The following is a 17,824-nucleotide window of genomic DNA, read 5'->3' as shown; positions in this document are numbered from 1 at the left end:
TCAAAAAGACAAACTTACATTTCCTTGATCGGTGATTAATTCAGCTTCAAGCACCTGATCACCACGGCATTTCAATAAGTACGATACTGTAGAGCTATAGCTCATTTGCACAGGCATCTTGCTATGAAAGTCAGCGGTGTAATAACCACAACGACCACGATTAATTTTCATGCCTTGTAGAACAAAAGGCTGATTGCTGGTCGATTGAATTTCAAGAATATATTCAATTGCCCCTTGTACATTAAAAGCAGATTGAGATTCTCTAGCACTAATGCGAGCCTTAACATTTAGATCGCTAACTTGTGCAGATTCATTCTCAAGCGGAATGTCAGCAGCTTCCTGAGTGTTGTTTGGATTAAGGTCAGTTTCCATCATGGCTTTCAGCACATCAGGATACTTATTCCATCCACTGATATAAGACTCCGCTTCCTTGACCTCAGCAGGTAAATAGACATGACCATTGTCAATAATCATCTGCATTTCATTGAGTTTAGCTTTAACTGCTTCCTCGGTATAAGGAGCATAGATTGATTGAGTATGCTGAGCAGCATTATTGGTAGGCTCACCTGAAGTATCAGTTTTTGGTGGTTGATTGTTCTGGCTACATGCCATTAACAGGGAACACAAGGCAATGGTGGAAAATAATGATTTCATGATTGCACTCCCTTATAATTTAGGACGAATAACAACAAACCAGACGAATAGTAGAATCAAAATTCCACCAACAATTTTACCGATTACAGGAAACATCACCGCAGGCCACACTAAGCCTTGCCCTAAATTGTAGGTAAATGGCTTATAGTTATACTGCCCCCAGAAATGTTGATAGATGGCAAAAAAGAATCCAATGACCAGATAAGTGCTGATCAGTCCAGCTTTAAGATTAGAATTCATTTACTTCCCCCCCAGTTGCAAATTTTGCCAATGCAATAAAAATTCCCATCACGATCATGAAGCTAATGAAGGGTAGACCCAGTACACAAATCACAGCGATGACGCAGATAATGCCTGCAAGTGTTCTCATGGCTACTCCTTCATACACTGATAGGACACATTGACCATATCCATCTGGAAGGATTCAGTTTGTTGTAAGGTGTAGATATTTTCTTTCAGTCCACCCTCACCATATTTCTTTTCAAGTTTGTCGTAGATGCATGAACAAGTGCTGTCATTAATGCCGCCTGTTTTACAACCACTGATAAACTGGCGTTCGGTTTTGCTGGCACAGCCTGATGCTAGAAGTGCAACTGAGACAACAATGAGTGAAGTTTGAATTTTCATCATTTCCCCTAATTTTTATTGTGTTATTTGATGTGTAATATATTTTGCTGAATTGACTAAAGTGTAGATCTGAAAAAGCTTTCCAAGGCTAGATAGCGTTTAGATCAGTCAAATAAGCAAAAAATTTTGAAAGTTGCTATTGCAACAGAGGAATAGAAAATCGTTTTAGGGAAAATAATATAGATAGAAAGTGCTGAGTCATGGTGACTACTCCTTTTGTATGAAAGAGAGTCTTACCAAATTACTGTCAAATAATGGTGGCAAGACTGGGCGGGTTGACAGACTGATACAAAAGGAAATCAGCGCACGCAAGCGTGCCCCTCCCAGTCTCACCGTAAAGGCGTGACTTAAGAGAACGCACAAAACCATCACAGCGTTGTTGTGCGCCTTTTGTAAACGGTCTGTCAAAACCGACTGACGATGTAGGTCAGCAGTCGAATGATAAAATTAAGGGTGAGTTTAGTCAATCGAGGTTATGAAAATATATAAATAAATCAATAATTTTATTATTTTTAATACACTAGTACTTTTTCAATTTTAAGTAATATAATTCTGGTGTCTAAAATAGTAAATTATCTGAAAATTCAAAAAATTAGGGGGATATATGAATTTTAAATTACTTAAAGTACGACTAGATAGAATTAAAACTCAAAAACATACACTTACTCCAGAAGATATGTTGATGTTAGTTACTCAAGAAAAAGCTGATCTTAATTCGGGGTTTTTCTCTCGCTTATTTAGTGTGACTATTCCACAAAAATGGGAATTTTCTATCAATTCATCTGAGGAAATTGGCGTTGCTTTAGAATTGGTTGAATTGATTGAAACAGTATTTATCCCTCACTATCAGGGGCATGCAAAAAATTATGCTTGGTTAGAGCAATGTATTTTATTCAAACTCAAGCATCAAGCGTCGATGAATATTTCTGAATTAGTCAGTCGGTATTTATCGAAGATTGAAAAAAGTGAACATTTACAGATTAGTCGAGAGATCTTAAAAATTTTATTTGAGCGTGAGCCTAGCAATGCTGTCATTAAAGCACAGGCGATAGTGTACAAACGTAGTCAAATCTATACTAGCGCTATAGAAAAGTTTGAGTACTATTTTGAGCATTGTTCTTATCAAGAAACATTATATTTTGATTATCTTGAATGTTTAATAATGCGGAAGAATGTTATCTATAATCAGGAAAAAGGAGAGTTTGGTGATTTGCAATATGCTGTATATTTACTTTGCTCTATAGACGATGCGAAAGATAGAGCATTACAAGGGAATCTACTCAATCGTGCTATAACAGCCCTTTTACCAGAAGACGTTATTGCAACTCGTCCTGAAGATACGAATTTCTTAGCTGACATGGGACGTGGGCTAAATAGTTTTAGTAAGGGAGTTGGTACATTTTTTGGAGGGCGTGATTCGCAGATTCCATATAGTGAAGGAATTATTGCGAGTGCACCAAAACTTTTGAAAAATAAAAAAATTGTTGAGTGTCTTAACCAAAATCAAAAAGCACAAAAAGAGCTAGAAAAAATATTATCTGATCAAGGGCTAAAGGTGGGTGTGGGCTTAACGGCATCCGCATATTCTTTAGGATTAATTTGGGATTATGCACATATTGATCCATCTGTATTAGATGCATTGAGCTTTGCATCAAAAGGAAATCCTGAAAACTTAAATACTTTACAAGACATTTCAGCGAATACACTAGATAGTGCAGGAGCAGTGACTCGTTTAACTGGTTATGTTGCTGAACAACAGGTTGCACTGAATTTACAACAACAAGGACATACAGTTGAATTTCCCGATAGCGCAAACCAAGCTGGTTATGATTTGATTGTTGATGGCACACCGATGCAAGTTAAGTGCTCAATGGATGCTGATTATGTATTAAGTCATTTTGATAAGTATCCAGATATTCCAGTGATTGTGAACAGTGAACTTGCAGAGCAGCTAGGTAATCATCCGATGGTGTTAGTGGATACCACTTTAAGCTATGAAGCTGTTCAGGAAACTACTGGTGTAGGACTAGAGCAAGTTTCAGATTTTGCGGATGTAGGAGATATGCTACCAATCCCACTATTAACGATTGGTTTAGCGGCATATCGTAATTATGGTGATTTTAATTCAGGTAAAGTGGATGGCGAGCAATACTTAAAAAATGTTGACAAAGAAACTGCTGCAATTGCTGGAGGTGCAATGACAGGGTCAATGCTACTCGGCGCATTAGCAGGTCTTGCTACAGGTGGTGTTGGAGTCATTGTTGCGAGTGGTATTGGTGCATATATGGGAGGGGTTGCTGGTTCTACAGGTGCAAATAGTATGAATCGAGAAGCCTTGTGTAATCAGAGAGATATCGTAGTGAAATTACTCATTGAATTCGCAGCGTGGTTCAATGAAAATTTATTGGTTCATCGAACAAATGTGCTATTCAAACAGCTACAAAGTTTTGAAACTCATATGTTGAATAATGCTGATCGTATTATTACTTTTAGTACTTTATTGATCTATCAACATGAAGCTTATATGCGTGCCTATCATCTGAACCAATGGATCTTACATAAGTTGCAAAAAGGTAATGAAATGGAAAAGGTTCAAGCTGGTTGGGTGGCTATTGATGAGTCAAGTAATTTTATATCAGTTGATCTACAGCCAAAAATTAATGAAATTAATCGTCAATTAGAGATTTATAGGGAACTTGCCAAACCTGATTCAGCACAGCCTAATCGTACTCATCAGCTTAAACCTGCTTGAGTGTTGGAATAATATTGATAGTTGTATTTGAAATAAAAAATTGGAGAGATTATTTACTAATTGAATTAGTAAATTAAAAGTTATTCCAAATAATTTCAGACACATAATATCCTAATGAGAATCATGAAACTCTTTTGAGTTCTTCATGAAAATATGAAAACAAAGTCTGCCATCGAGCAGGCTTTTTTTATGCACAAAATTTAAGGAGTCGAGCTATGAGCTTGAGCTGTCCCTTTTGCCATTCAACGAATGTGATATTGGTTGAAGCAAGTACACAACAATCAAATACAACCTTAACCAATTTGGTCACACCGACCACATTGGGTGCATTGGGAACCACGGTCGCAAAGTCTTTCAATCTGCCACCGATTGTCGGTGGAATTGCAGGAACAGTATTGGGTAGTGTGTTGAATTCATTCACTGAACAAAGCACACCATCACAGCAGAATTTGTGCTTTTGCCACAACTGCTACCAAAAGTTTCCAGCGCACCTTTTGCATTAAAGATCGTTAGTAACCACACAAATTCAAATTTCATTTTCAAATTAAAAGGAATAAAACTATGGCACATCAACTTGAACAAATGGCGTATGTCGGAGAAACCCCTTGGCACGGACTAGGGAATCAACTGACACAAAACCAACCGATTGAAGTCTGGGCACAGCAGGCAGGTATGGATTGGCGGATTGAATCTTCTAATGTCAGTTATATGGCGCAGAATGACCGTGGGCAAAGCATCATCATGCCTTATGAAGAACAACGAGTTTTATATCGCTCTGATACCCATGCTCCACTGTCAGTCGTCAGTCAACGCTTTCAGGAAGTGCAACCGAGAGAGATTTTAGAATTCTATCGTGACCTCACCGAGCAATCAGGTTTTGAACTTGAAACCGCAGGTGTACTCAAAGGTGGCAAGAAATTCTGGGCACTAGCACGTACAGGGCAAACATCCATGTTGAAGGGCAAAGATGTCAGTAATGGCTATATGCTCTTGGCAACAGCATGTGACGGAACCCTTGCCACCACCGCACAATTTACCTCGATCCGAGTAGTGTGCAACAATACTTTAGCGATTGCCTTAAAAGGACAGAACAGCAGTGCAGGTGTGGTCAAAGTTCCACACAGTACTAAATTTGATGCTGATAAGGTCAAACAGCAACTCGGTATTTCAGTACGTGCATGGGATGAACACATGTATGAAATGAAGCAACTGACACAACGTAAAGTGAGTCAGATGGAAGCATCCGCTTACTTTGATGCCGTGTTCAATAACAGCACAATGAACAACGTGGTGGATCAGGAGGACAACATCATCCAGTTCTACCGTGATGTAGCCTTACAAGCCCAAGCCAATGGCAAGGACAAAGCTGAACCAAATGCCAAATCGATGAGTCGAGCTATGGAAATGTTTAATGGTCAAGGACGAGGTGCGGAGCTAAGTTCAGCCAAAGGAACAGCCTATGGATTACTGTGTTCAATCACAGAATTTATAGACCACGAACGTCGTGCCATGAGTACCGATCACCGGCTTGATTCAGCTTGGTTTGGTGCTGGCGCATCGATCAAACAACGAGGATTGGAACAGGCACTTAACATGCTTGCATAGTGCGGAATATACATTTTTCAATCATGGAAAGTTAGACCTAACTAAGCATTTTTAAATGGAATTTCGAATTTTAAAAATTATTAAAACCATAGCTTCGGCTGTGGTTTTTTTATGCCCATTTTTTGTGATCCCCATCATTTTACATAGCAAAATAATCAGGACTTCAATATGAATACCGCAATTTTAAATCCATCTATGCAACAGGCAAGTACCCCATTTATTGCCCCAAAATTATTCACAGCCAAACGCTTGGTCAATACAAAGAATATGACTCAAGCAGAATGGCTTGAAGTCAGACGCCAAGGTATTGGCAGTAGTGACTGTGCCGCAGCCTGTGGACTTAATCCCTATATGTCGATGCTAGAACTGTGGATGATCAAGACAGGTCGAGTTAAACAATCCATTGAAGATGAAAGCACAGGTCATGCCCCTTTATATTGGGGTAAACAACTTGAACCTTTGGTCGCTGAATACTACAGCATGCATACCAACAACAAAGTTCGTCGTATCAATGCCGTACTACAACATCCTGATGAGGATAAGCATTTTATGCTGGCTAACTTAGATTACTCGGTGGTAGGTAGTGAGGAAGTACAGATTTTAGAATGCAAAACCGCAGGGGAATATGGAGCAAAGTTATGGCGAGATGGTGTGCCTTTATACGTATTGTGTCAGGTGCAACATCAACTCGCTGTAACAGGCAAAAAGGCAGCGCATATTTGTGTGCTGATCTGTGGTCATGAAACTCGTATCTATAAAGTGGCACGCAGTGAATCAGTCATTCAACATATTGTGAATGCAGAGCGATACTTTTGGGAGTGTGTGGAAAATGACACGCCACCTTCAGTCGATGCCAGTGAATCGGCAGCTAAAGCCATTCAGCAACTCTATCCTCAACATATTCCACTCAGTGTCGAAGATCTCAGTCAAAATGAACAAGCCAATCAGTTGTTTGCTCAACTGATTCAAGAAAAGCATCATATTGAAAAACACCAAAACAGCTTTGATGAAACTAAGCATCAAATTCAGATGTTAATGAAAGATGCTGAACGAGCAACTTTTGCCAATGGTTCAGTGACGTGGAAACGATCTAAAGACTCCATTGCTTTAGATAATAAGGCTGTATTGAAAATGCATCCTGAACTAATCAATGAGTTTCCACAAAACAAGGTGGGGACACGACGTTTTCAAATCTATAGCAATGATGACTGACCCGATCAAAACCATGCATCTATATCGCTAACTATATATGCATGAAATATCCATTCTTCCCAAAAGCGCAAAAAAACCACCCCCGATCTACCGACTCCCGAAGGAGCGGTAGACCAACAATGGCGGTTTTTGCGAAGTCGTAGCTTTTCATATTTCTGTTTACTTACATAGCAAGGGGTAATCAGTAAAATTTTACTTATAGGACAAACAACATGATCAAAGGTTTAGCGATTACACCGCCAATACTCGGCAGAATTAGTATCGGTAAAGTGGTCGAAAAGAATGGTAAACGTCTGCCTGAAAAAGATGATCAATTTACGATTACTAGCCAAATTCAGAATAAGGATGGCTGGGTGAAACACCCACTGGATGAGCAGCTAAGAGCCAAGGCACAAAACCAGAAACTCAGAACCATTCCTGTCCGGATGATTTTTAATGATCCTGAACTCAACTTGCGAGCTGAGTACACTCTATTCGACCGACAAACTGGTCGGCCCATCTGTACTGGTAATGGTGAAACCTGTCAGCGACTTGGACAAAACGGGGTTGAACAGCATCCATGTCCATCACCTGATTTATGCCCCTTGGCCCAAGGTGGACACTGCAAGCCTTATGGGCGGCTTTACGTCAATCTAGATGAGTCGGATGAGTTGGGTACATTCATTTTTAGGACTACAGGTTTCAATAGCATTCGTACCTTAGCTGCACGGCTTCGTTATTACCATGCGGCTTCAGGTGATTTACTTTCATGTTTGCCATTGCAACTGACCTTACGAGGAAAAAGCACAACGCAAAGTTACCGTACCCCAATTTATTACGTGGACTTAACCTTACGTGATGGAATCAATCTACAAGAAGCCATTACTTCAGCCAAACAGATCGATGGACAAAGCAAGACAGCAGGGTTTTATCAGGAGGCTTTAGATCATGTGGCAAGGCTAGGTTATGGTAATGCCAGATTTGAGGTAGGAGGTGAGGAGGGACTGGATATTGTTGAGGAGTTTTATATCAATGAACCAAAACCAGAGCAGGGTCAGCAGCTTAGTGATTTAACTCATGTTCAAGACATTCAGAAAGGGTTGCAGCATTCTGTGCAGGCTCTCAATTGAAATGGACCTAGTTAGAAAAGAGTACTTGTACTCTTTTTTTTGCAGATTTTGGACTGTAGATAAGAAAATACTCACTCCTAGAATTTTTGAGAGATGGATTTACTTTAATAACGCTTTTTAGTATTTTGGTAGCAAATCAGAAGTATGTTCATGACTATGCGTTCAAGTAGGTTTTCTAAGCTTATACTCGCATTTGTCCTGTTTTTGTTTACCATAACAATTACGGGAGTTCATGCGTGGGCGCCTGTTCTACTTGAAAATATTGAACATCAGCATGAGTTGAGTATCATTGTAGAGGATGATGCTTCTAGTCATTGGTCTTTACAGCACTCAGATGATTCTCTAAAAAGTTCTGCTGATCATGATGCAGAAGCACATACGTGGAAGAATTTTGATGAGCCGATCTATCATCATTCAGTAAAGCCAATTTCTTCTGATAGTGATTTCAGCATAGATCCAATCTTTATTCTTAGTTTCGCACTTCCACTAGTTTTATTCTTTTTCCAGCTTTTTGAAAAGCCCGTTTATCGAGTCTTTTTAAAGCGGCGATCCCCTCTAGTATTTAGTAATTCTTATACTTTCTCTAAAGATTTAATCGTCCTACGTAATTGATCTTTCTATACAAAAAATAGTTTTTAATTTTTTTGTATAGGTAAAGTCATGTCTAAAAAATATCAGATATTTCTTACCTGTGGATTTGTAGCAACAGCAGCAAATGTATTCGCAGAAACGAATTATGCAGAACTACAAAAGCAGGTAATCGCAAATGATGCTGTACTCAATAGCTTACAGCAGTCCGAGCAAGCTTATGAAATCAATCAAAAGTTTGCTGGCAGATTAATTAATCCGACTTTCAATATGGAGTTGGATAATCTCGGTAATTCAAAATTGAAAGATTTGGATGGCCCAACAACCTTGCTGGGGCTATCACAAGAGATCCCCCTCAGTAATAAACTTTCCTTGAGAAAACAGATTGCGAGTTTTCAAGGTGATCGTAATCAGTTCGAAATAGCAAAGCGTCAGGCTGAACTCAAAGCAGATTTAAGAATCTGTATGGCGAACTGGTATGTAGCTACTCAGCGTGCTGAAATTTATTCTTCTGAGAGTAAATTGAATGCCAGACAAGCTAACGTTCTTTCCGAACGTCTTAAGTACGGGCGAGTAATTCCTTCCGATGCTCAACTAAGCATAGCACTTTCATCTGAGTCGAAATTGCGCCATCAAAATGAAGTGAAGAAGATTCAGTTCCAGAAAAATCTATGTTCTAAGTTCACTTCCAACCTGCCCAGTAGTGCATTGGAGGTTCCGCTAAGCTTTAATTTCACAGACAAAATAAGTTTGTCTGAGCAAGAAGCAACTTTAAGTTCAAAGCTGAAAAAAGCTCAGTTTGAGTTGGCTCGTAAAGAAGCAATACCAGATATTACTTTGGGAGTAGGGGTTAGAAACTACCAAGAAACCAATGACAAAGTCTTTCAGGTTTCGACATCAATACCCCTCAATATTTTTAGTCGAAATAAAGGCAATATTGCGATCGCTCAAGCAGAGCATACGAAAGCAGAAACACAGTCGGTGCTTGTGAATCGTAATTCTAAAATTGAATTGGAAAACAAGGCTATTGAGGTTTCCAACTTGATTGATGCGATTAAGCAATATGATCAAACGGTTTTGCCCGCAACAAATGAGAGTCTCCGAATTGCTGAAATGGGATACCAAGCAGGGAAAAACTCTTTACTTGAATTCAATAATATTAAGCAAATTTGGTTAGACAAACATCTTGCTCGATTCGATATGTGGTTGGCTTTGCAAACTGAAATTGCAGATGTCGAACGTAACTACATTACTCATTTAGATCAAGAATAAGGGCAAGAATATGAATAAACAAACCAATACATTGATTGCAACTGGTGTCGTTGCCTTACTTATCGTCTTATGTGCAATTGCTTGGTATAAATCGGGCAATAAAACACAAGCGAGCGCACATGGTGAGGTCGCCGAAGAAAAAGTAGCTGTGGCTGGAGATGAGAAAGGGCCTCACGGTGGTCGTTTATATCGAGATGGAGATTTCTCTGCTGAGGTCAAGATATTTGAGGAAGGAGTGGAACCACACCTCCGTGTTTATGGGTATTTGAAAGATAAACTACTTAAACCTGAAGACTTAACAGCAAATATCTACATCAAACGTTTGGATGCCGAGCAAAATATTCAATTTCAACCTGAGAGTGATTACTTAATTGGGAATGAAATTGTTTACGAGCCACATTCCTTTTTAATGATGATAAACGTTGATTATCAAGGGAAAAAGCATACTTGGAAATGGGATACGAAGGAAGGCCGTGTCACCATGTTGGACAGTAGTATTAAGAGCAGTGGATTAGAGCTTTTAAAAGTTGAATCAAAGATGTTTGAAAATGCTTTGGAGTTAAAAGGCGAACTGAAGTTTCCTGATAATTTTGAAAGCTTTATTACGCCTAAAGCCAGTGGGACATTGATCAAAACTTACCGTAATCTAGGTGATAAGGTGAGTCAGGGAGACTTACTTGCTGTAGTTCAAAGCCAAGATGTAATTCGTTTGAATGCCGATCGTAAAGTTGCTTTGGACAGCCTACAGTTTGCTCGTCAAAAAATGGAACAGGAACGAGCGCTATGGCAAAAGCGTGTATCACCTGAAATTGATTATATTTCAGCAAAACGAGACTTTGACGCAGCACAAACTCGTGCAAATGAGTTGAATAACTTAATCAACTCTTATGGTGGTTCTAGTAATGGTACTGTTGAAGTTCGTGCTGCAATGTCTGGAACAATATTAGAAGTCCTTGGTGCTGTTGGATCAAATGTAAGTTCTTCAACACCTATTTTTAAAATCGCAAATACTTCTCAACTTTTAGCAGTTGTTAATGTTCCCGCTGACAGGCTAAATGCTATAAATCCTAACAATAAGGTTAAAGTTAAACCTCAAAGCCCTGTGGATACAGAAGAAGCTTTAGGACGAATTAAATATATCAGTGATGTCATTGATCCAAAGACACGTACAGCACAGGTCTTTATTGAAGTACCAAACCAGTTTAAGTGGCGCTCAGGACAGTTAATCACGGCCCAAATTTTTGAAAATCAAAGTTTGAAGCCGATGGTTGTGCGTGAAGATGCTCTACAGAGCTTCCGTGATTGGGATGTTGTATTCATTCGTGTTGGCAATGATTTTGAAGCTAGGCCTCTGGAGCTTGGTGAAAAGTACAATGGGTATGTGGAAGTTAAATCTGGATTACGCGTAGGACAGGTTTATGCCGCTGGAAATTCATATCTTTTAAAAGCAGAGCTAGGGAAATCTGGCGCTACTCATGACCACTAAGGGGAGTAGCGACTATGTTTGACCAGATTGTTAAGCTCTCGATTAAGAATCGTTGGCTTGTACTTATCGTATTTTTATTTGTTGGTGCATTAGGGGTTTATAACTATTTCAAGTTACCGATTGATGCAGTCCCTGATATTACGAATGTACAAGTCCAGATTAATAGTGAAGCTCAAGGACTCTCTCCAATGGAGATGGAGTCTCAAGTGACCTATCCCATTGAAACTGCTTTGGCAGGTATTCCAAATTTAGACTATACACGCTCCGTATCTCGATATGGTCTATCTCAAGTAACGGCAATTTTCAAAGAAGGGACGGATATTTATTTTGCCCGACAATTAGTCAATGAGAAGCTACAAGGAGTGACACCAAATCTTCCCGTTGGAATTGCAACTTCTATGGGGCCTGTTTCTACAGGACTTGGCGAAATCTTCATGTATACCGTTGAAAATGCCAAGAACAATCCTAATCCACTTTCACCAACGGAATTACGCACCTTACAAGACTGGGTGATTAAACCTCAGCTTCGAAATGTAGAGGGTGTTAATGAAATCAATACCATTGGTGGTTATCTCAAACAATTTGTAGTTCAACCTGATTATGCTTATTTACGTAGCATAGGGCTGGATCAGAAGACAATTTTAGAGGCTATCTCTAAGAACAGCATGAATAAAGGCTCGGGGTATATTGAGAAAAATGGTGAACAGTATTTAATTCGTTCTGATTCTCAAATTAACTCGATTGAGCAAGTCCAGAATATCCCGATTACGACGAGCAATGGTTATATCCTCAGATTGAAAGATGTTGCCAAAATATCTATTGGTCACGAATTACGTACAGGTGCTGCAACTAAAGATGGGCAAGAAATTGTACTGGGTACAGCATTCATGCTTATTGGTGAGAACTCACGAAATGTTGCTCACGCTGTTGATCAAAAGCTACAACAGGTTCAAAAATCATTACCAGAAGGTGTGGAAGCAAAAGCTGTCTATAACCGTACAACTTTGGTTGATGCAACGATACAGACGGTGAAAAAGAATCTTTTAGAAGGTGCGATTCTGGTAATCGTTGTTCTGTTTGTATTTCTTGGTCACTTCCGTGCTGCGCTGATTACCGCTTTGGTCATTCCTTTATCCATGCTGATGACAATCACAGGTATGGTGAACCAGAAAATTAGTGCAAACCTTATGAGTCTTGGGGCACTAGATTTCGGGATTATTGTAGATGGTGCTGTTGTAATTGTTGAGGCCTCCTTAGCAAAGTTGGCAATTAAACAAAAAGAGCTTGGGCGAGTTTTAACAAGGCAAGAACGCTTTACGACTGTGTTTGAGGCGACTAAAGAATCCCGCAAAGCGATTCTCTATGGTCAATTGATCATTATCTTGGTGTATCTACCTGTAATGACTCTGACTGGTGTTGAAGGAAAGATGTTTACACCAATGGCTGCAACAGTGGTTATGGCTTTAGTGGCAGCAATGATTCTTTCAATTACGTTTGTCCCTGCAATGGTGGCATTGGTCACTACTGGTGAAATTAAAGAAGAAGAGTCAAAAATCGTCCATGGCATCAAAAGATTTTATAACCCAATTCTAGATTGGTCTTTAAATCACAGATATTTGCTAATCGCTTTTGTCTCTATTTTCTTTGTTTTTAGTGCAAGTCTTTCGACTCGTTTAGGCTCAGAGTTTATACCTTCCTTGGATGAGGGAGATGTAGCACTACATGCCTTGCGTATCCCTGGTACGTCGTTGACTCAAGCAATTGAAATGCAATACACGTTAGAAAAAGAGATTAAGAAAATTCCAGAAGTTCAGACTATTTTTGCCAAAGTGGGGACTGCTGAAATTGCGACTGATCCTGTTCCACCTAACGTAGCAGATAACTTTGTCATGCTGAAACCTCGTAGTCAGTGGCCTAATCCTGATAAGGAAAAGTCTGCGGTTGTTGCTGAAATTGAACGCGTATCTAAAGGCGTATATGGAAACAATTATGAGTTTACACAGCCGATTCAAATGCGTTTTAACGAACTTATTTCAGGTGTCCGAACAGATGTTGCCGTAAAAATTTATGGTGATGATTTAGAGCAGTTGCTTGAATCAGCAAACGCTGCCGCTAAGATTTTAGAGGGAGTCAAAGGTACTGCTGATCTTAAAGTCGAACAGATGTCTGGTTTACCCATGGTTTCTGTTGAGCTGAAAAAAGACATGATTGCCAACTATGGGCTTGATGCAGAGGATGTACAAAAACAGGTTTCTAGCCTAATCACAGGTGAGACAGTAGGTAAGGTGTTTGAAGGAGATCGAAAGTTCGACATTGTGGTACGTATGGATCAAAACTCGGTAACAGATCTAGAAAAGCTGTATCAGATTCCTGTGAGCTTAGCTGATGGTTCGAGTGTTCTTTTATCAGAATTGATCGAGTTAAAAAACGTTCAAGGACCAAACCAGATTTCTCGCGAAAATGGTAAACGGCGTATCGTCATTACAGCAAATGTTCGTGGAACTGATATTGGTAGTTACATTTCAGAAGCACAATCTAAGCTGAATGCTGATTTTAAATTACCAGATGGTTATTGGCTGACTTGGGGCGGTACGTTTGAGCAAATGGAATCTGCTTCAAATCGTCTTATGGTTGTAGTACCGATTGCTTTAATTCTGATCTTTGCCATGATCTATATGGCTTTAGGTAATGTTAGAAACAGTATCTTGGTATTCACAGGTGTGCCATTTGCACTAACAGGTGGTGTGATTGCTTTAGCACTACGTGATATTCCATTCTCAATTTCTGCGGCTGTGGGTTTCATTGCCTTATCGGGTGTTGCTGTGCTGAATGGTTTGGTTCTTGTTTCAGCCATTCAGCGACTTAGAGTTCAAGGTGAAAGTGTCATTGATGCAGTGAAACATGGTGCAATGGAAAGACTCCGTCCCGTGTTGATTACAGCTTTAGTCGCTTCATTAGGTTTTATTCCGATGGCCTTAAACGTAGGCATTGGCTCTGAAGTTCAGCGCCCAATTGCAACTGTTGTTATTGGTGGGATTATTTCATCAACCTTACTGACTTTGATTATTTTGCCAACCTTATATGTGTGGTTTAACCAAGGTAGGTCAAGAAAATCAAACGAAGCTGCTAAACAGGTTGTTTAGGGGCATCTTTAATGACAAATATATTGCGAGATAAACAAAACAAATTTGTGATGATGTTGCTAGTCTGCATGATCAGTCTCGCTTTATGTTTGCACTTTAAAGAGCATGTAACTGAAAATGAATTTCAGAGACACGTTTCAATTGATGCAATTAACTCTCACCATCATGAGATAAGCCAACAACATTCACATAGTCACCAAGATAATTACTATGAACATTTTGTTGGCTATGACGTACTTAAATCGGCCGCTTTAGCTCATCTCTTAAAAGGGATTTCGATTTTAGATTGGTCAAAAGAATATGTTTATCTGATGGTGAGTCGTATTTTTAAACCGCCCAAAAAGTTAATGGATTTTCAATTCATTTTAAATTTTGGAGTTTGATATACATGCAAATTATTGCTTCACACATTGTGAAATTAAGTGCTTACATAAAGCTATTACTTGCTTTATTCATTACATTGGTAAGCCCTACACTTTTTGCTCATGGAGTAGCGGAAGGTGATAAGGGCTATATTCAAGAAATTTATGGCATTCATGTGATTCCATTCATCTATTTGGGTGCGAAGCATATGGTCACTGGATATGACCATTTACTATTTCTTGTTGGCATTATCTTCTTCTTATACCGAATGAAAGATATCGGCTTGTACGTCAGCCTATTTGCACTTGGGCATTCGATTACGATGCTGGTGGGTGTTTATTACAATATCTCGATAAACGCCTACATCATTGATGCAATCATTGGTTTTTCGATTGTTTATAAGGCTCTAGATAACTTGGGGGCTTATCAGCGTTGGTTTGGTTTTCAACCAAACACGAAAATCGCGACTTTAATTTTTGGTCTGATTCATGGTTTTGGACTCGCAGTAAAAATTCAGGAATATGAAGTTCCGAGTGATGGACTGTTGGCAAATTTAATCTCATTCAATATTGGGGTTGAATTAGGCCAGTTTATGGCTCTGTGCATCATCTTGTTATTAATGACGTTTTGGAGAAAGACACCTTATTTCTTTAAAACAGCTTATCAAAGCAATGTCTTCCTCATGTTCCTCGGTTTTTTACTTGTTGGCTATCAACTTACTGGCTTCATTACTCAATAAGGATCTAAATTATGTATAACGCTGAAATTCCAAAAGATATCGAATTACCTTCATCAAAAAAGTTAATTAAATCAACAGCAATTGCTGCCGTAAGTGCCGTTATTGTGCTAGTTACCTGTGTCATGCCTGCGGAGTATGCAATTGATCCGACAGGTATGGGTAAAGTGCTTGGTTTAACGAAAATGGGAGAAATCAAACAATCACTAACTGAAGAGTCAGAAAATGGTATCAATGCTGCACAGGCAGTGAATAGTGTTGAACAAATATCAGTAGAAACTTCGACTCAAACGGCAACTGATAATGCTCAAATGATTATGCCTGCTATTAATAAAGAGAGCATTAGTATTGAGCTTAAACCGGGCCAAGCAACCGAAGTGAAACTGACGATGCCACAAAGTGCAAGTGTCAACTTTGACTGGAAAGCTGTTGGAGGTGGTCTTAATTATGATACCCATGGTGATCCAGTGAACGCTCCTAAAGGGTTCTATCATGGCTATGGAAAAGGAAAGAATGAAACAACTCAGCAGGGTGTCTTAAAGGCAGCTTTTGATGGCAAGCATGGTTGGTTCTGGCGTAACCGTACGGAAAATCCAGTGACTGTAACTCTACTTGTAGAAGGGCAGTTTAGTGAAATGAAGAAAGTCTTTTAAGTTTTGATCAATCTCCTTGGAATAATATTCCAAGGAGATTCAATTGCTAAAGAAGTCAGGTTCTAAAAGGAATCCATAAGATGCTAGAAGTACTAAAAAACACAACATATCGGCATTTGTTTTTGGCCCAAGTAATAGCGCTAATCGGAACGGGGTTAATCACAATCGCCCTAGCTTTACAGGCGTACGATATTGCAAAGGGGGAAGCAGCCCAAGTTCTTGGTATTGCATTGGCAATTAAGATGATTGCTTATATCGGTGTAGCGCCTATAGCATCTGCATTTGCTGAGCGATTACCAAGAAAAAAAGTATTGGTTGGGCTAGATGTTATTCGAGCATTAACAGCATTGTGTCTACCGTTTGTGACACAAATTTGGCAAATTTATATTCTCATTTTTATTTTGCAATCTGCTTCTGCTGCATTTACACCAACATTTCAGGCAATGATTCCAGATGTTTTACCTGAAGAAAAAGACTATACCAATGCGCTATCATTATCACGATTGGCCTATGATTTAGAAAATATTATTAGTCCGATGCTCGCGGCATTTTTATTAACTTTGATGAGTTATCACAACTTATTTTTGGGAACGGTATTAGGTTTTATCGGTTCTGCTTTGTTTGTGGTAAGTGCGAAATTACCAGTTGCCAAAGTACCTGCGTTTAGAGGTGTTTATAGCCGTATTAAGCAGGGAGCTAAAATTTATTTTAATACGCCTAGACTTAAAGCATTGCTTGCTCTCAATTTAGCAATTGCGTCAGCAAGCGCTGTAGTGATTGTAAATACCGTGGTATTGGTTCAATCGACATTTAAGCTAACTGAAAATGCGACTACTTGGGCTTTTGGTTTATTTGGATTTGGTTCAATGCTTTCGGCTTTCATTTTGCCTAAGATATTGGATAAGTTCCCAGATCGATCAGTGATGTTGACGGGAACAACAATTCTTGTAATTGGGCTGTTAAGTGGTTATTTCATTACATCTTATAATGGTTTGCTTGTACTTTGGTTTGTGCTTGGTATTGGATATTCTGTTTCACAAACACCTACAGGCCGTTTGATTCGAAAATCTGCATCGAGTGAGAGTAGGACCTCTCTATTCGCAGCGCAATTTGCGTTTTCACATGCTTGCTGGTTAGTGACTTATCCCTTGGTTGGATGGCTCACTACTAACATAGGAACATTACAAACTTTTATACCGATGGCAGTGATTGCAACGATTTCTTTATTACTTGCAATGCGTTTGTGGCCATCACAGGATGAGGCTCTTTTACCCCACAGTCATGATGATTTACCTCCAGATCATGAGCATTTGCAGCAGCATCGAATCAATGGAGTACACGTCCATGAATATATTATTGATGACTATCATGAAAAGTGGCCTAAATAACTCTTTTTCGACTAATGACTTAGAAAGATTCCGTTTGTTTGTTGTACAATTATAAGCTTATTTTATTGTTCAATAAAAAAAGGGGAACAACATGAAAAAACTAATCTTGGTATGTTTAATGGGGCTTGCGGTAACAAATGCTTTTGCTCATTCAGGTGGTACTGATTCTTCAGGCTGCCACACGAATAGCAAGACAGGGGATCGTCACTGCCATTAATAATAAAAATGAGTAGAAC

General features: G+C 39.2%; 18 protein-coding genes. 14 read left to right on the top strand and 4 right to left on the bottom strand.

Annotated features, from left to right (window positions below; genetic code table 11):
• From F938_RS06990 to F938_RS06980, 4 genes are read right to left on the bottom strand one after another with little or no spacing between them, the layout of a single operon-like run.
• Positions 1-654: a hypothetical protein gene (locus F938_RS06990; protein WP_000838342.1), complete on the bottom strand. Its 654-nt coding sequence runs from the start codon at positions 652-654 to the stop codon at positions 1-3.
• Positions 655-666: 12 nt separating this feature from the next.
• Entirely contained in the window at positions 667-894 is a 228-nt protein-coding gene (locus F938_RS06985) for a hypothetical protein (RefSeq protein WP_001087629.1), read from the bottom strand.
• Entirely contained in the window at positions 884-1,024 is a 141-nt protein-coding gene (locus F938_RS24480; protein ID WP_001259410.1) for a hypothetical protein, read from the bottom strand. Before F938_RS24480 ends, F938_RS06985 begins: the two co-directional genes overlap by 11 nt.
• 2 nt (positions 1,025-1,026) lie before the next feature.
• Positions 1,027-1,281 carry a hypothetical protein gene (locus F938_RS06980; protein WP_000701730.1) on the bottom strand — a complete coding sequence of 85 codons (255 nt, stop codon included), beginning with the start codon at positions 1,279-1,281 and terminating at the stop codon, positions 1,027-1,029.
• Between the two features lie 604 nt (positions 1,282-1,885).
• On the opposite strand from F938_RS06980, the gene F938_RS06975 reads away from it, so the two are divergent.
• The 14 genes from F938_RS06975 to F938_RS24115 all read left to right on the top strand — a co-directional run bounded on the left by F938_RS06975 (position 1,886) and on the right by F938_RS24115 (position 17,805).
• A complete protein-coding gene (locus F938_RS06975; RefSeq protein ID WP_005030625.1) occupies positions 1,886-4,033 on the top strand; it encodes a glycine zipper family protein in 2,148 nt (715 codons plus the stop codon).
• Positions 4,034-4,248: 215 nt separating this feature from the next.
• Positions 4,249-4,536: a hypothetical protein gene (locus tag F938_RS06970; RefSeq protein ID WP_005030621.1), complete on the top strand. Its 288-nt coding sequence runs from the start codon at positions 4,249-4,251 to the stop codon at positions 4,534-4,536.
• A gap of 58 nt (positions 4,537-4,594) precedes the next feature.
• Entirely contained in the window at positions 4,595-5,638 is a 1,044-nt protein-coding gene (locus F938_RS06965; protein WP_000951122.1) for a DUF932 domain-containing protein, read from the top strand.
• Positions 5,639-5,806: 168 nt separating this feature from the next.
• Positions 5,807-6,850 carry a YqaJ viral recombinase family nuclease gene (locus F938_RS06960; protein WP_001090272.1) on the top strand — a complete coding sequence of 348 codons (1,044 nt, stop codon included), beginning with the start codon at positions 5,807-5,809 and terminating at the stop codon, positions 6,848-6,850.
• A 212-nt stretch (positions 6,851-7,062) separates the two neighbouring features.
• Complete coding sequence (locus tag F938_RS06955; protein ID WP_000589670.1) at positions 7,063-7,959, top strand: recombination directionality factor; 897 nt, start codon at positions 7,063-7,065, stop codon at positions 7,957-7,959.
• Positions 7,960-8,115: 156 nt separating this feature from the next.
• Positions 8,116-8,571, top strand: a complete 456-nt coding sequence (locus F938_RS06950; RefSeq protein ID WP_002086797.1) for a hypothetical protein — start codon at positions 8,116-8,118, stop codon at positions 8,569-8,571.
• Positions 8,572-8,619: 48 nt separating this feature from the next.
• Entirely contained in the window at positions 8,620-9,819 is a 1,200-nt protein-coding gene (locus tag F938_RS06945) for a TolC family protein (RefSeq protein WP_000039774.1), read from the top strand.
• A 10-nt stretch (positions 9,820-9,829) separates the two neighbouring features.
• Complete coding sequence (locus tag F938_RS06940; protein WP_001041870.1) at positions 9,830-11,305, top strand: efflux RND transporter periplasmic adaptor subunit; 1,476 nt, start codon at positions 9,830-9,832, stop codon at positions 11,303-11,305.
• A gap of 14 nt (positions 11,306-11,319) precedes the next feature.
• The gene (locus tag F938_RS06935) at positions 11,320-14,448 is read left to right on the top strand and encodes an efflux RND transporter permease subunit (RefSeq protein WP_000460236.1); all 3,129 of its coding nucleotides are present in this window, start codon (positions 11,320-11,322) and stop codon (positions 14,446-14,448) included.
• Between the two features lie 11 nt (positions 14,449-14,459).
• Positions 14,460-14,831, top strand: a complete 372-nt coding sequence (locus F938_RS06930; protein ID WP_000181823.1) for a hypothetical protein — start codon at positions 14,460-14,462, stop codon at positions 14,829-14,831.
• Positions 14,832-14,836: 5 nt separating this feature from the next.
• On the top strand, positions 14,837-15,550 hold the full coding sequence (locus F938_RS06925; RefSeq protein WP_001165581.1) for a HupE/UreJ family protein: 714 nt from the start codon (positions 14,837-14,839) through the stop codon (positions 15,548-15,550).
• A gap of 11 nt (positions 15,551-15,561) precedes the next feature.
• A complete protein-coding gene (locus tag F938_RS06920; RefSeq protein ID WP_000282061.1) occupies positions 15,562-16,200 on the top strand; it encodes a hypothetical protein in 639 nt (212 codons plus the stop codon).
• Positions 16,201-16,280: 80 nt separating this feature from the next.
• Positions 16,281-17,588, top strand: a complete 1,308-nt coding sequence (locus F938_RS06915; RefSeq protein WP_000895211.1) for an MFS transporter — start codon at positions 16,281-16,283, stop codon at positions 17,586-17,588.
• A 91-nt stretch (positions 17,589-17,679) separates the two neighbouring features.
• Positions 17,680-17,805 carry a YHYH domain-containing protein gene (locus tag F938_RS24115; protein WP_000733641.1) on the top strand — a complete coding sequence of 42 codons (126 nt, stop codon included), beginning with the start codon at positions 17,680-17,682 and terminating at the stop codon, positions 17,803-17,805.
• Positions 17,806-17,824: the final 19 nt, after the last annotated feature.

The sequence above is a fragment of the Acinetobacter bereziniae LMG 1003 = CIP 70.12 genome, assembly GCF_000368925.1.
Classification (GTDB): Bacteria; Pseudomonadota; Gammaproteobacteria; order Pseudomonadales; family Moraxellaceae; genus Acinetobacter; species Acinetobacter bereziniae.
Note: the sequence above shows the minus strand (reverse complement) of the source record. Positions and strands in the feature narration are given on the sequence as shown.